This window comes from Nocardia sp. XZ_19_385 (assembly GCF_015355755.1).
GTDB lineage: Bacteria > Actinomycetota > Actinomycetes > Mycobacteriales > Mycobacteriaceae > Nocardia.
Genome location: NZ_JACVEE010000001.1, coordinates 1,360,132 through 1,374,170, shown reverse-complemented (window position 1 = coordinate 1,374,170; position 14,039 = coordinate 1,360,132). Strand labels below are relative to the sequence as shown.

Genomic DNA, 14,039 nt, shown 5'->3' with positions numbered 1-14,039 from the left:
GGGCGCGTGAGCGAGGTCAGCGTGGGCGATATCGGCATCGACGAACCGATCAAGGTGGTGGAGGGCGATTTCTACGCCGATCCGCATCGGTATTACGAGCGGTGGCGCGAGCACGGGCCGGTGCATCGGGTGCGGTTCTCGCACGGGATTCCCTGCTGGGTGATCATCGGATACACCGAGGCGCGGGCGGCGCTGGCGGATCCGCGGTTGCGGAAGAACGCCGCGGATATGTATGAGCTGTTCCGGCGGAAAGACGCGCAGATCCTCTCCGATGAGAGTGCCGAGGCGCTGGGTTCGCACATGCTCAACAGTGACCCGCCCGACCACACTCGATTGCGCAAGCTGGTCACCAAGGCCTTCACGCCGCGGCGGGTGGCGGCGCTGCGGCCCCGGATCGAGGAGATCACCGCCGCCCTGCTCGACGAGATGGCGGGGCAGGACGAGGTCGATCTGATTCAGGCTTTCACCAATCCGCTGCCGGTCACCGTGATCTGCGAACTACTGGGTGTGCCGTACGAGGATCGTGCCGACTTCCAGGCGTGGACGCGAGTGCTGGTCGGTTCGGGCAACGCCCTGGACGACCGCGGCGCGGCGACGATCGCGATGTCGGAGTATCTGCGAAAGCTGATCGCGGCCAAGCAGAGCCGGCCCGCGGCGGATCTGCTGTCGGGTCTGGTGCAGCCCGCGGAGGACGGTGAGCGGCTCGATGAGCAGGAACTGGTGGCGATGTCGTTCCTGCTGCTGGTCGCCGGGCACGAGACCACCGTGAACCTGCTCGCCAACGGCACCTACGCATTGCTTCGCGACCGAGCGCAGTGGGACGCGTTGCGTGCCGACCCGTCGGGGATTCCCGCCGCGGTGGAGGAGTTCCTGCGCTACGAAGGGCCGGTCGGCTGGTCCACCGTCCGTTACACCTCCGAACCGGTCCGGATCGGCGAAATCACCATCCCCGCAGACGAACTGGTCTACGTCGCGCTGTCCGCCGCCAACCGTGATCCGGCCCGCTACGACGACCCGAGCCACCTCGACATCACAGCCAACGCCTCCGGGCACTTGGCTTTCGGGCACGGCATCCACTTCTGTGTCGGCGCCCCGCTGGCCCGCCTGGAAGCCGAGATCGCCTTCTCGTCCCTGCTCCGTCGTTTCCCCGCACTGGATTTCGCGGATCAGGCGTACGCCCCGGAATGGCAGCACAGCGTCCTGTTCCGTGGTCTGCGCGACCTGCCGGTCCGTCCCGGCGCCTGAACCATCCGAAAAGGCAGCAGCCCCGCCGATTTCGTTCGGCGGGGCTGCTGCGCGTTCGGGCCTACTTCTGGGTGAGATCCACGCCCGGAGCCGCATCGGTGAGGATGGAGTCCGCGGCGACGACCGCGCCACCCTTCTTGCGGCTGCGCAGCCGCTGCTCCAGCTTCGTGGCCAGCACGGTGAGCGCGCTGTTGAACGCGATCATGATGACGCCCGCGACGAGCAGCGCCGGGATGGTGTTCTGCAGGGCAGCGCCCATCTGGAAACTGGAGCGCACCAGCTCGGTGTAGAGGATCAGGTAGCCCAGCGCCGTATCCTTCAGCGCCACAACCATTTGCGAGACCAGCGCGGGCAGCATCGCGGTGACCGCCTGCGGCAGCAGCACCAGCCGCATCAACTGGTTCTTGCGCATGCCGAGCGCGACAGCGGCCTCGGTCTGCCCCTTGGGCAGTGACCGGATGCCCGCGCGCACGATCTCCGCGATCACCGAGCCGTTGTAGATGGTCAGTGCCGTCACGACCGCGGCCAGGGTGCGCTGACTGGTGTCGAAGACCTTGTACTCGGAGAAGATCGCGTACAGGAAGATCATCAGGATCAGCACCGGGATGGACCGCGCGACCTCGACGAGCGTGCCCGCGAAACCACGCATCGCACGGTGCTCCGACATCCGCAGGATGCCGAAGATCATGCCGACGATCAGGGCGAGCACGATCGAGAGCACCGCGGCGGTCAGCGTGCCCTGGATGCCGGGCAGCAGGTAGGTCTCCCAGATCGCGCTCTCGGTGAACGGCCGCCACTTGTCCGCGGTGAACTGGCCCTTGTCCTGGAACTGCAGGAACAGCCACACGCCGCCCGCGAGCACGGCGGCGACCACCACGACCGAGTAGATGAGGTAGCGGACCCGCGCTTTGGGGCCCGGCGCGTCGAAGAGTACGGAAGCGCGTTTGGTCATCGGGCCACCTCGAATCGCTTGGCGAGCCAGCCGAACAGCAAGCCCATCGGCAGGGTCAGCACCACGAAGCCGAGCGCGAAGATCGCGCCGATGGCCAGCAGCGCGGCCTCGTTCTCCAGCATCTCCGACATGAGCAGCGCGGCCTCGGACACGCCGATCACCGCGGCCACGGTGGAGTTCTTGGTCAACGCGATGAGCACACTGCCCAGCGGGGCGATGACGGAACGAAAAGCCTGCGGCAGCACGATGAATCGCAGATTCTGGCTGAAGGTCAAGCCGAGCGAACGGCCCGCCTCGGACTGGCCGAGCGCCACGGTGTTGATACCCGAACGCAGCGATTCGCAGACGAACGCGGCGGTGTAGATCGACAGGCCGATGATGGCCCAGCGGTAGTTGGTGTCGGTGAGCTGGTCACTGCCGAGCGTCCAGCCGAGCGTGGAATACAGGCCCAGCGAGCAGAAGACGATGATCAGCGTCAGCGGCGTATTGCGGAAGACGGTGACGTAGGCGGTGCCGACCGCGCGAGCGATCGGGATGGGGGACACGCGCATTGCGGCGACGATGGTGCCCAGGATGAGTGCGCCGACCGCGGAGAAAGCGGTCAGTTTGATGGTCACCCAGAAGGCTTCGAGGATCTTGGTGTCATACCGCGAGATCAAGTCGAACACGTGGGCGCGGCCCTCCGATCGAATGTGGATTTGCTAATCGGTCTGAAATGAGAGCGGGTGGCTCGAGGATCGCCCGAACCACCCGCGCGAGGAGAACCTCAGTAGCGGTCGACCGCCGGGGCGGCCTGAGCCTTGAAGCCGGAGGGCCCGACGGTGGCGTCGAGCGCCTTCTGCCAGGAACCGTCCTTGATCATCGCTTCGATCGCGTCGTTGATCTTGCCGCGCAGCTCGGTGTCACCCTTCTTCACACCGATGCCGTACTTCTCGGTGCTGAACGGGGCGCCGACCAGCTTCAGCTTGCCGGGCGACTGCGCGGCGAAACCGGCGAGAATGATGTCGTCGGTGGTCAGCGCGTCGACCGAGCCGTTGAGCAGCGCCTCGACGCACAGCGAGTAGGTGTCGAACTCCTGCAGCTGAACGTCCTTGGCGTACTTGGTCTTCACGTTCTGCGCCGGGGTGGAGCCCTTGACCGAGCACAGCTTCTTGTTGCCGCTCAGCGATTCCGGACCGGTGATGTCGGTGTTCTCCTGCTTCACCAGCAGGGACTGACCCGCGATGAAGTACGGGCCGGCGAAATCGATCTTCTCTTTGCGCTTGTCGTTGATGGAGTATGTGCCGACGATGTAGTCGACCTGCCCGTTCTCCAGCAGCGTCTCGCGCTGCGGGGTCGGGGCCTCCTTGAATTCGATGTTTTCCGGCTTCACGCCGAGCTTGTCCGCGACGTACTTGGCGACCTCGACATCGAAGCCGGTGAAGGTGCCGTCCTTGGTGCGCAGACCCAGGCCGGGCTGGTCGTACTTGATGCCGACGGTAATTTTGCCGTCCTTGGCCTTGTCGAGAGCGGACTGCTCGTCGCCGCCGCCACAGGCGGAGGCGGCCAGCGCCAGGGCGATCGCCCCGACGCCGAAGCGAAGTGCACGGTTGATCCTCATCGGGTTCCTAACTCCTCTTGTGAATTGTGGATGCTCAGTGGCTCAAGATCTTGCCGAGGAAATCCTTGGCGCGCTCGGATTTCGGGGCGGTGAAGAAGACGTCCGGAGTGGCGTCCTCGACGACCTCACCGTCGGCCATGAACAGCACCCGGTTGCCGGCGCGGCGCGCGAAGCCCATTTCGTGGGTGACGACCAGCATCGTCATCCCCTCCTTGGCAAGCGCCACCATGACGTCGAGCACCTCGTTGACCATTTCCGGGTCCAGCGCCGAGGTCGGCTCGTCGAACAACATCACCTTCGGGTTCATCGCCAGTGCGCGGGCGATCGCCACACGCTGCTGCTGGCCGCCGGAGAGCTGGGCGGGGTACTTGTCGGCCTGGTTGGCGATGCCGACCCGCTCCAGCAGCTCCATGGCGCGCTTGCGGGCGTCTTCCTTCTTGATCTTGCGCACCTTCATCGGTGCGAGCATCACGTTTTCGAGAATGGTCTTGTGCGCGAAGAGGTTGAACGACTGGAACACCATGCCCACATCGGCGCGCAACGCGGCCAGGGCCTTGCCCTCTGCGGGCAGCGGCACACCGTCGATGGCGATGTGGCCGGAGTCGATCGGCTCGAGCCGGTTGATGGTGCGGCACAGCGTCGACTTACCCGAACCCGACGGGCCGAGCACGATCACGACCTGCCCCTTGGGCACTTCGAGGTTGATATCGCGCAGCACATGCAGGTCGCCGAAGTGCTTGTCCACCGTTTTCATGGAGATCATCGGCGGGCCGCTGGCGGCGGGCCCCGGATCGGTGGTCGAGGCGTCCTTCGTCAGCGTCGGCGGCGCGGAGGTGGTAGCGCCTTCGTCCCCGGATGAAGCGGTCCCGGTCGTGTCGGGCGCGGCAGCGGCGTCGGTCATGGTCCAAGACCTTAAGGGGAAAACGAGCATTCGCCCCGGTTTTCGAAACACGCCACGCCGACACGCCGAGGCGTCACATAGATGTAACAAGCTTCACGGTTCCGGGACATCGTGGTGGCGGTCGCCGGATCCTGCGCCGATAGCCTGGCGCGCCGATACGATCGTGCCGTGGCCGCAGCTGTTTCCGATTACCGTCCGATCGCCACGACCTACGCGTTCGTGCTGGGGTTTGTCGGCGGGTTGGTGACCGCGCTCAGCGTTCCCGGGACCTGGCGGGTGCTGGCCGATGGTTACAGCGCGGGATTCCGGGACACCTACACGGTGGTGCCGCAGGGGTCGTTGCGGATCTACTACTGGAGCGCCGCGATCCTGGATCCGGCCGTCGCGATTCTGCTGATCGGTGGCGCGCTGCTGTTGTTCTTTCGACGGGAGCTGGGGCGGATCCTGCTGACGGCCGGGTGTGCGCTGGTGATCGCGCTGGGGGTCTTCGGGGCGGTGGTGAAGCCCGACCTGTTCGGTGTCGGGCAGGCTGGAGCGATCGACAAGGTGCTTTATCTTGTGCCCCTTGTTTTTCCGGTGGCGACGATCGTCCTGGCGTGGTCGCGCCGGACATCGGAGAGTTCGGTCATGCACTGATCAGCCGCCGCGCAGCCACTGTTCTTTGAGGAGCCAGTGGTTGGCCCACCAGGCGCGGACCAATTCGGGGTCGGCGTTCATGGGTGGGGGTGGGGATTCGCCAGGGAAGAGCCAGTTGCCGTCTGGGGCGCCGACGGTGGTGCGGGGCGCTGGGGGTGGCGGTTCGGTGGGCTCCGGGGTGTCGGTTGGTTGGGTGGGCTGCGGGGTGTCGGGTGGTTCGGTGGGCTGCGGGGTATCGGGTGGGGGTGGGGTGACGGGTCTTTGGGGGGCGGGCGGCGCAGTCGTCCCGATTGCCGCGGGCGGTTGGGCGGTCGTGATCGGCGCGACCGGTGGCGGGGCATTGGTATTCGGCTCGGCCGGGAGCGGGGCATTGGTATTTGGCTCGGCCGGGAGCGGGGCATTGGTATTCGGCTCGGCCGGGAGCGAGGCGTTGGTGGTCGGTAGGGCCGGGAGCTCGGCTGCGGTGGGCGGTGCGGCGGCCGCGGGTGAGCTGGGTGACGCGACCGGCCGATTGCCGGTTTCGACCGGTTGCCCGTCGTGCAGCGCGGCAACGGCGACGGTGGAGGTGCCCAGCACGGTGATGGCGACCGCGGCGGCCAGCAGTCGCCGGTTGCGGCGCTTACCGGGCGATGGTGGGGCCGGGGCCAGTTGCCGAAATTGTTCCGCGGCAACCAAAGCGGCACCGCGGGCGGCGGCGTCGGCGTGATAGGGGATCAGGGCCACCGAGGCGGCCAGGCCGCGGCGCAGTGCCGGGGTGAGGCCGGGGTCGCTGGTGCCCGAACCGCACAGCACGACGGCGTCCGGTGGGGTGGCGACCGCGTTCAGGGCAGGCAGGATGTGACCGGCGGTGTCGGCGTCGACCGAGCCGAAAGCCCAAGAGTCGGAGGCGGATACGGCGTTCCGGTCCGGACCGAGGCAGACGTAGGTGGTGTGCCCGTCCAAGACCTCCAGCACCATGATGTTGCGGAACTGGTCGAATCCGGACTCGGCCCGGGTCAGCGCGGCCAGCGCCGCGCGGTCCGAAACCAAGGACGACGAAGCCCACTTGCCGGTCGACAGCTGCGCCAGGATGGACCGGCGCTCGGGCACCGAGCGGTAGACGATGGCGACGTCGTCGATGCGGGCGCTGTCGCCCAGCTCCGCCGCGAAACCGTCCAGGACACCGGTGATCACCGCGCCCTGCGGGTCGCCCGGTAGCCGGCGTTGTGTCGCACGTAACACGATCTCCGCAGGTTGTGCCGTCAGCACGACCCCTCGCACCACGGTCCGCTCGATGGATATCCCGACTGTGGCCATGCCGAACACCTCTGCTCGAAAACAACTCTCATCGATGGTTCGACACCGACCCCGCCTACGACTGCACAACGGCCGGATTTCTCAGGAAAAGTTTGATCTGTCGCAGGGTGGGCTTGGAAAAGTCCGGTTTGCATACCCCCGTACCCTGGATGGGTGGATTCGAAGGGACAGGCAGTAGCCGACGCGCGCAGTTACGAGGTCCGCACCTTCGGCTGCCAGATGAACGTGCACGATTCCGAGCGCTTGTCCGGCCTGCTCGAGGATGCGGGATATGTGCAAGCCGCGCCCGGCGCGACGGCCGACCTCGTCGTCTTCAACACCTGCGCGGTCCGCGAGAACGCCGACAACAAGCTGTACGGCACCCTGGGCCACCTCGCGCCGATCAAAGCCGAAAGGCCCGGCATGCAGATCGCCGTCGGCGGCTGCCTCGCCCAGAAGGACCGCGACGTCGTCGTCCGCAAGGCGCCGTGGGTGGATGTGGTGTTCGGCACGCACAACATCGGTTCGCTGCCGGTGCTGCTGGAACGCGCCCGCCACAATGCCGAAGCCCAGGTCGAGATCCTCGAATCGCTGGAAGCCTTCCCGTCCACGCTGCCCGCCAAGCGCGAATCCGCCTACGCGGGCTGGGTGTCGATCTCGGTGGGCTGCAACAACACCTGCACGTTCTGCATCGTGCCGGCGCTGCGCGGCAAAGAGGTCGACCGGCGTCCCGGTGACGTGCTGGCCGAGGTACAGGCGCTTGTCGATCAGGGTGTGCTCGAGGTGACGTTGCTCGGGCAGAACGTGAACTCCTACGGCGTGAACTTCGTCGACGAATCCGAACCGCGCGACCGGTCCGCGTTCGCGAAATTGCTGCGCGCCTGCGGCAGCATCGACGGCCTCGAACGGGTCCGCTTCACCTCGCCGCATCCGGCCGAATTCACCGACGACGTCATCGAAGCCATGGCCGCGACGCCGAACATCTGCCCGCAGCTGCACATGCCGCTGCAGTCCGGCTCCGATCGCGTGCTCAAGGCGATGCGCCGCTCCTACCGCAAGTCGCGCTACCTCGGGATCATCGAGAAGGTGCGCGCCGCCATGCCGCACGCCGCCATCACCACCGACATCATCGTCGGTTTCCCCGGCGAAACCGAGGAGGACTTCCAGGAAACCCTGGACGTGGTCCGCCAGGCGCGTTTTACCAGCGCGTACACCTTCCAGTACTCGATCCGCCCGGGCACGCCCGCCGCGGACATGCCCGACCAGCTTCCGAAAGCCGTTGTTCAGGAACGCTACAACCGGTTGATCGCGCTGCAGGAGGAAGTCTGCCTGGAGGCGAACCGCGAGCTGATCGGGACCGAGGTGGAGTTGCTCGTCGCCGAGGGCGCGGGCAAGAAGAACGCCGCCACCGCCCGGATGAGTGGGCGGGCTCGCGACGGGCGGCTCGTGCACTTCCGGCCGGGTGGGACGGACGAGACGATCCGTCCGGGTGACGTCATCGTCGTCGATGTCACCGAGGCCGCGCCGCACTTCCTGATCGCCGATTCGCCGATCAAGTCGCATCGCCGGACGCGTGCGGGGAACGCCCACGAACGTGGCATCACCCCGAAGACGGAACCGATCGGCGTAGGGCTAGGGCTGCCCCGCATCGGCGCGCCGGTTCTGGAACCGGTTGCCGCGGCGGGTTGCTCGACCGGCTGCGGTAGCTGAAACGGCGAGGCGAAGGCTCTCCCCCGCATCGATGGCCGTTGAGCGATGACCGCGAGCATCGGCCCCCACTGCCGCCGAAGCGGTCGGGCGTCACCTTGCTTGGGGACCGGTACTCTCGCCGAAACGTTCGGATGTCGCCTTCTTCGATCGGACTGAGCGCAACCGCTGAAAACCGTTGGGCGCTAGCCTTGATCAGAGGTGATCCGATGATCGAGGTGCCGGATTTCTGTGGGATGCAAGCGCTGGACGCGTGGCTGCTCGGCCACGATCTGGGGCTGCTGCTCGTCGGTCCGGATCCGGACAGTCCCGAACCGCTGATGCACGGCATCGTGACTCAGCAGAAACCGTTGCCGGGGACCACGGTGGCTCGATGGGATCCGGTGACGGTGTGGGTGCGTCGGGATGACTCCGGAGTGCGCGAGCCGTTGCGGCCGCTCCCGCCGCGGCGGGCGGACAGCGCCTTCTTCGACGAGGACTAGGTTGCTGCCTGCGCCGTGTGGTCGCGGGAAGCCCTGTTCTCGGTCGGCCGGGTGTGGTACTACCGGGACAACGCAGGAGGTGACATGAACGGCGGCGCGCAGGGCGACCCGGACGATCGGGACGACGCTACTACTGGACGTAGTGGGTCGGCTGATCAGGCTGCGAGCGGGGATGGCACAGTGGACCCGCCAGGTGCCGCCGATTCAGCCGAAGGAGACGAGGGTTCTGTGAACTCGGTCGAGAGCAGCAAGGACTTCGAAGAGTTCCGAGAGGAGCTCGACGCCGTCGAGCGGCGCATCGCGGGGGAGATCGACCCGGGAATGCGCGCGATGGTGGTGGCGGGCGCGGTGTTCGCGCTGCTGCTGTCGTTCGTGCTGCCGCACGCGGGCGCGGCTCGCGGCTTCGACGTGCTGCTCGGCACGGATGTCACCCGGCTCGAGCACATCGGACTGCCCTCGCGCCTGTTCGTCTGGTTCGCGGTCATTTTCGGCATCGGATTCTCGCTGCTGGCCCTGATGACGCGCCGCTGGGTGCTGGCCTGGATCGCGGTCGCCGGCTCGGCCGTCGGCTGCGCGTTCGGTGTCTTCTCCATCTGGCACCGCCAGACGCCCGGCGTCGGCAACATCACCAGCTCCGGCCCCGGCCTCGGACTGATCCTCGGCACCCTCGCCATCATGGTGCTCACCTTCCACTGGATCCGCGTCGTCTGGAGCCGCACCACTCTGCAGCTGGCCGCCGAAGAACAGCGCCGCATCGCCGCCGCCGAAGCGGAGGAACGCGACCGCCGCCGCCTCACCGGCGAATAGCTCAGCCGATCTTCGCGAGAATCCGGGCGCTGTAGGAGCGCTCGGGTTCCGGGCGGTTGGCATGCAGCCGAGCCAGATACGCCCCGATACCCGCGCCCGCCGCGTTCATGAGCACGTCATCGATCGAGGTGTAGCGCCCCAGATCCAGGACGTACTGCGCGATCTCGAGCGACGCCGACAAAGCCGCCCCGATCAACGTCACCCGCACCACACCCGCCAACCGCGGAAACCGCAGCGGCAGTAGAAAACCCAACGGCAGAAACAACACCGTATTCGCGGTCACCTGAATCACGGTGTTGCTCGACGCCTCGGTGACCGTCTCGAACAGATCCCGCAACGGAACCAGAATCACCTGCTGCTCACCCTCCGCAGGCGTCAAAATCATCCACACCCACGGCAGCGTCCCACCAACCATCCCGGCCTCGGCCACCGTATGCCGAAACGCCCTCTCCGGCTCCTGCCCCCACCGCACCCGAACCCGAAACACCACCCCCGCCCCAACCACCAGCACCGGCACCGCCAACACCCAAACGGTCAGCACGTCCCCCCACGATTCCCACACCTGCCGCACCATGCTGACGTTATCGCCACCACCCCCCACCTCGTTGCGCCCCAACAACACCCACCCAACCCCTCCACACCGACCACACAACTCGCCCCGAAATCAGCCCGCCCCCATGGAAACCAAGATCACCAGGCCCTGGCGCTGTACTCCACTCGGCAATCCCCGCCACCAGCACCTGATGATCTTGAAACTCCACGTGGGGCGCGCGCGTAAACCAGGACCCGCCGTGACCTCTCCACAAAGCCAGGTACCTGTCTTCGCGCGCAAGGGCATGCGTACTTCGAGCAGCACCAAGATCATCAGGCCCTGGTGGCGCTCCCACTCGCGCTATGCCGCCACCTGTGCCTGATGATCTTGGTTGGCTTGCCGGCGCTGGTGCCCATCTGTCGTTCGCGCGGATCTGTGCATGGCGGGGAGGGCCGGGTGAGCAAACCAAGATCACCAGGCGCTCACGGCGTGCGCACTCGCGCTTTGCCGCCACCTGTGCCTGATGATCTTGATAGCTGGGACCGGGGCGAGTGGCTGCCAATGATCAAGATCACCAGGCGCTCGTGGCGGCAGGCATTCGCTCGTTGCCGCCAGCGGTGCCTGATGATCTTGGTTCGCTTGCCGCCGTTGGTGGCCATCTGTCGTTCGCACGGATCTGTGCAGGCGCGGAATCACGTTCAGCGGGAGTGGTGGCATCCACTCGAACGTTGCCACCGTCAGGCTCCGGCTGATCTTAGCGCCGGAGGGTGGGTGTGCCCACCAAGATCACCAGGCGCCAATGACGCACTCACTCGCGCTTTGCCGCCACCAGCACCTGGTGATCTTGATAGCGGGGAGGGCTGGGTGAGCAAACCAAGATCACCAGGCGCTCATGACGCGTCCACTCGCGCTTTGCCGCCACCAGCTCCTGATGATCTTGATTGCTGGGATCGGGGCCGGGGGCTGCCCATGATCAAGATCACCAGGCGCTCGTGGCGGCAGGCAGTCGCTCGTTGCCGCCACCAACTCCTGATGATCTTGATTGCTGGGATCGGGGCGAGTGGCTGCCCACAATCAAGATCACCAGGCGCTGACGGTGGCACGCATTCGCTGGTTGCCGCCAGCGGTGCCTGATGATCTTGAGGAGTGGAGGGGTTGCAGCTGCCTCGGTGTTCACATGTGCGGGTCGGGCAATGCGAGCAAGGGCAGGGGCGTGCGGAAGTGGGGTGGGGAGGGCGCGGATGCCCGCGCGGGCAGGTTTGGGTCTCGGGACCTGTCCGGGCGGGCGCGCGGGGTTAGAGGTTGCTGACGGCGCCTTCTGCGGCTTCGGCCCATTCGCGCCACTGCTGGGCTTGGGCGAGGGCCTTTTCCGCGTCACGTTTGTTGCCGGCGGCTTGGGCTTTGGCGGCTTGCTCCTCGAACTGGGCGACTCGTTCGCGGAATTGGGCGGCGCGGGCCATGGCCTCGGGGTCGCTGCGGCGCCATTGGGCGTCGGCGGCTTCGCGGACGCGCTTCTCGATGGTGCGGAGCTTGCCTTCGAGTTCCTGGATGCGTTCGCGCGGGACCTTGCCGATGGCGTCCCACTTGTCCTGCAGTTCGCGCAGGGCGGCGCGGGCGCCGTCCAAGCCGTTGGCCGGGTCGATGTGCTCGTAGGCGCGCAGCAGCTCTTCCTTGGCGGTGGCGTTGTGGTCGAACTCGGCGTCACGTTCGGAGACCGCGGCGTTGCGGGCGGCGAAGAACACGTCCTGGGCGCTCTTGAAACGCCGCCACAGCGCTTCGTCGGCTTCGCGGGGGGCGCGGCCGGCGGATTTCCACTCGGTCAGCAGGTCACGGAAGACGGCGGCGGTGCCGCTCCAATCGGTGGAGCCGGACAGCTCCTCGGCGCGCACGCACAGCTCTTCCTTGCGGGTCTTCGCGGACGCGCGTTCCCGGTCCAGCTCGGCGAAGTGCGCGCCGCGCCGCCGGTTGAACGCCTCACGGGCCTTGGAGTAGCGCTTCCACAGGGCGTCGTCGACCTTGCGGTCCACCCCGCGGATCGACTTCCACTCGTCGAGGATTTCGCGCAGCCGATCACCGGCGGCCTTCCACTGCGTCGATTCGCCGGCGATCTTCTCGGCCTCCGCGCACAGCGCTTCCTTACGCTCGGTGTGCTCGTGCTTGGCGCGTTCTTTCTCCTCCTTGGCGTGCGCGGCTGCCTCTTCGGAGTGCTCGGCGATGGCCTGCAGACGGCGTGCGAGCCCCTCGACATCGCCGATCACGGCGGCGGTCGGCAGCGACTCGGCGAGGGTGACGGCGGCGGCCTTGGTCTTGCGGGCATCCGCGCCGGCGGCCAGGCGCGCTTCCAGCAGCGCCACCTCGGTGGCCAGATCGTCGAAACGGCGGCCGAAATGCGCCAACCCTTCGGCGGCGTCACCGGCCTGCCAGGAACCGACGACGCGTTCGCCCTCAGCGGTTTTCACCCAGGCGGTGCCGTCCTCGTCGACCCGGCCCCAAGCGCTGGGATCGGTGACAGCGGGCACCACGACGGGATGCGGATGCGCTTGGGCCTGGCCCGGAGCGGGCTTCACCGCATGCGGCTTGGGATGGGGGGTGGGGCCGCCGGGCTTGGGGGCGCCGAACGGGCGCGGACCGGGTGTGGGAGTCGCGGAGGCCTGGGGGGTGGCAGCCGGCGGAGCTTGCGGAGCCGGCGGGGTGGGTGAACTCTGCTGCGTGGCCTTCGCGGTTCCGTTGCTGTCGCTCATTGCTCTCCGTCCTTGCCGCGCGTCACGGCTGCCTGGTTACGCCCTAGCTCATTCCATTGAACCCGGTCCGAGCTCTTCGAGACCATCGATCTGCGCTCTCCGCCGGTGGATTCCGGTGGATGTCAACCCGTGATGACCTGGGTTGTAGCACCTCGAGACTATCAATCCCCGGCTTGGATTGACGCAGAGACACTCGAGCTGGCCGCGCGCCGGGGTCCGCGGGCTCGCCGCGTCGCCGCACACGGTGGTGCGCAAGGCCGTAGCCGGTAACGACTACCGTTTACGGAGTGTTCTCCCTAGCGGCCCTGGTCCCGTCGCCGCCGATCCTGGTTCCCGAGCTCGGCGGGGCTGTCGCGCGCACGGACGCCGATCCGGTGGCGCCGCTGCGCGAAGCGGCGTTGGAGGCTGTTCGCGCGCTGGATGCGGCGGGGGAGTGGGTGGTCGTCGGGATCGGCGATACCGCGGGGAGCATAGGTCCGGGCGGCGGAGTCGGCACATTTCGCGGAATCGGCGATACCGCGGGAAGCATCGGCCCGCGCGACGGAGTCGGCACGTTCCGCGGATTCGGTGCTGATGTGCGGGTGGCGATGTCCGAAGCCGCCCTGCTGGGCCAGGGCGATGCCCTGACGATCACAGGCTCCAGGCCATCCGCGGCACCCGATCCGGCGTGGCCGCTGTCGGCATTGATCGCCGCCTGGCTGCGCGGGCAGGCCGCCCCCGAGGCGCAGGGGACCGCCTGGTTCGTCGAAGCCGACAGGTCCGCTGCCGATTGCGTGCAGTTCGGCGCCTCGCTGCGTGCGAGTTTCGACCGCGACCAGACGCCCGTCGGGGTACTGGTGATCGCGGATGGTTCATCGAAGCTGACCACCAAGTCGCCTGGCTATTTGAATCCGCAGGCGGCCGCGGTGCAAGAAGACCTCGAAAAGGCTTTGGCAGCAGGAGATGTGGCGGCTCTGCTCGCACTGGATCCGGAGCTCTGCGAAGAGGTCGGGATCTCCGGTCGCGCTGCCTATCAGGTGTTGGCGGGGCTGTTCGCCGAGGATCCCGCGGCCCCGACGTCTGAAACCCTGTACCAGGACGCCCCTTTCGGTGTCGGCTACCACGTCGGGCTCTGGCAACCGGGTGGTGCGTCGTGACCTTCGAGTCGCACGTGGGCCGTAC

Annotated in this window: 13 protein-coding genes; 6 read left to right on the top strand and 7 right to left on the bottom strand. The window is 67.2% G+C overall.

All coding sequences use genetic code 11. The features are described from left to right. Positions 1-6: 6 nt before the first annotated feature. Positions 7-1,245, top strand: coding sequence for a cytochrome P450 (locus tag IBX22_RS38225; protein WP_309234454.1), 1,239 nt, complete (start codon positions 7-9; stop codon positions 1,243-1,245). Between the two features lie 61 nt (positions 1,246-1,306). On the opposite strand, the gene IBX22_RS06260 is transcribed toward IBX22_RS38225, so the two are convergent. The 4 genes from IBX22_RS06260 to IBX22_RS06245 all read right to left on the bottom strand — a co-directional run bounded on the left by IBX22_RS06260 (position 1,307) and on the right by IBX22_RS06245 (position 4,560). Beyond that, positions 1,307-2,197, bottom strand: a complete 891-nt coding sequence (locus IBX22_RS06260; RefSeq protein WP_194814400.1) for an amino acid ABC transporter permease — start codon at positions 2,195-2,197, stop codon at positions 1,307-1,309. After that, the gene (locus IBX22_RS06255) at positions 2,194-2,865 is read right to left on the bottom strand and encodes an amino acid ABC transporter permease (protein WP_194814399.1); all 672 of its coding nucleotides are present in this window, start codon (positions 2,863-2,865) and stop codon (positions 2,194-2,196) included. Before IBX22_RS06255 ends, IBX22_RS06260 begins: the two co-directional genes overlap by 4 nt. A gap of 98 nt (positions 2,866-2,963) precedes the next feature. Next, on the bottom strand, positions 2,964-3,797 hold the full coding sequence (locus IBX22_RS06250) for a glutamate ABC transporter substrate-binding protein (RefSeq protein ID WP_194814398.1): 834 nt from the start codon (positions 3,795-3,797) through the stop codon (positions 2,964-2,966). Between the two features lie 34 nt (positions 3,798-3,831). Beyond that, the gene (locus tag IBX22_RS06245; protein ID WP_194815618.1) at positions 3,832-4,560 is read right to left on the bottom strand and encodes an amino acid ABC transporter ATP-binding protein; all 729 of its coding nucleotides are present in this window, start codon (positions 4,558-4,560) and stop codon (positions 3,832-3,834) included. A 306-nt stretch (positions 4,561-4,866) separates the two neighbouring features. Here IBX22_RS06245 and IBX22_RS06240 point away from each other — a divergent pair, with 306 nt between their 5' ends. Then, positions 4,867-5,334, top strand: a complete 468-nt coding sequence (locus tag IBX22_RS06240; protein ID WP_194814397.1) for a hypothetical protein — start codon at positions 4,867-4,869, stop codon at positions 5,332-5,334. Here IBX22_RS06240 and IBX22_RS06235 read toward each other — a convergent pair whose 3' ends face one another. Beyond that, a complete protein-coding gene (locus IBX22_RS06235) occupies positions 5,335-6,630 on the bottom strand; it encodes a hypothetical protein (RefSeq protein WP_194814396.1) in 1,296 nt (431 codons plus the stop codon). Positions 6,631-6,783: 153 nt separating this feature from the next. Between IBX22_RS06235 and miaB the strand changes: the two genes are divergently transcribed. From miaB to IBX22_RS06220, 3 genes are all read left to right on the top strand, one after another. Then, complete coding sequence (gene miaB / locus IBX22_RS06230; protein WP_194814395.1) at positions 6,784-8,319, top strand: tRNA (N6-isopentenyl adenosine(37)-C2)-methylthiotransferase MiaB; 1,536 nt, start codon at positions 6,784-6,786, stop codon at positions 8,317-8,319. A gap of 206 nt (positions 8,320-8,525) precedes the next feature. Next, the gene (locus IBX22_RS06225) at positions 8,526-8,798 is read left to right on the top strand and encodes a PASTA domain-containing protein (RefSeq protein ID WP_194814394.1); all 273 of its coding nucleotides are present in this window, start codon (positions 8,526-8,528) and stop codon (positions 8,796-8,798) included. A gap of 228 nt (positions 8,799-9,026) precedes the next feature. Beyond that, positions 9,027-9,605 carry a hypothetical protein gene (locus IBX22_RS06220; RefSeq protein ID WP_194814393.1) on the top strand — a complete coding sequence of 193 codons (579 nt, stop codon included), beginning with the start codon at positions 9,027-9,029 and terminating at the stop codon, positions 9,603-9,605. A gap of 1 nt (position 9,606) precedes the next feature. Here IBX22_RS06220 and IBX22_RS06215 read toward each other — a convergent pair whose 3' ends face one another. Continuing rightward, the gene (locus IBX22_RS06215; RefSeq protein ID WP_228538217.1) at positions 9,607-9,990 is read right to left on the bottom strand and encodes a VanZ family protein; all 384 of its coding nucleotides are present in this window, start codon (positions 9,988-9,990) and stop codon (positions 9,607-9,609) included. A gap of 1,442 nt (positions 9,991-11,432) precedes the next feature. Continuing rightward, the gene (locus IBX22_RS06210) at positions 11,433-12,878 is read right to left on the bottom strand and encodes a DUF349 domain-containing protein (protein WP_194814391.1); all 1,446 of its coding nucleotides are present in this window, start codon (positions 12,876-12,878) and stop codon (positions 11,433-11,435) included. A gap of 287 nt (positions 12,879-13,165) precedes the next feature. Between IBX22_RS06210 and IBX22_RS06205 the strand changes: the two genes are divergently transcribed. Next, the gene (locus IBX22_RS06205; RefSeq protein WP_194814390.1) at positions 13,166-14,014 is read left to right on the top strand and encodes a class III extradiol dioxygenase subunit B-like domain-containing protein; all 849 of its coding nucleotides are present in this window, start codon (positions 13,166-13,168) and stop codon (positions 14,012-14,014) included. The last annotated feature ends 25 nt before the right edge of the window (positions 14,015-14,039 follow it).

Bases quoted from the DNA above. Each gene is read 5' to 3' on its own strand.
- IBX22_RS06260 (WP_194814400.1), bottom strand. From the start codon at position 2,197: ATGACCAAACGCGCTTCCGTACTCTTCGACGCGCCGGGCCCCAAAGCG.
- IBX22_RS06215 (WP_228538217.1), bottom strand. From the start codon at position 9,990: ATGATTTTGACGCCTGCGGAGGGTGAGCAGCAGGTGATTCTGGTTCCG.
- IBX22_RS06245 (WP_194815618.1), bottom strand. From the start codon at position 4,560: ATGATCTCCATGAAAACGGTGGACAAGCACTTCGGCGACCTGCATGTG.
- IBX22_RS06225 (WP_194814394.1), top strand. From the start codon at position 8,526: ATGATCGAGGTGCCGGATTTCTGTGGGATGCAAGCGCTGGACGCGTGG.
- IBX22_RS06235 (WP_194814396.1), bottom strand. From the start codon at position 6,630: ATGGCCACAGTCGGGATATCCATCGAGCGGACCGTGGTGCGAGGGGTC.
- IBX22_RS06210 (WP_194814391.1), bottom strand. From the start codon at position 12,878: ATGAGCGACAGCAACGGAACCGCGAAGGCCACGCAGCAGAGTTCACCC.
- IBX22_RS06250 (WP_194814398.1), bottom strand. From the start codon at position 3,797: ATGAGGATCAACCGTGCACTTCGCTTCGGCGTCGGGGCGATCGCCCTG.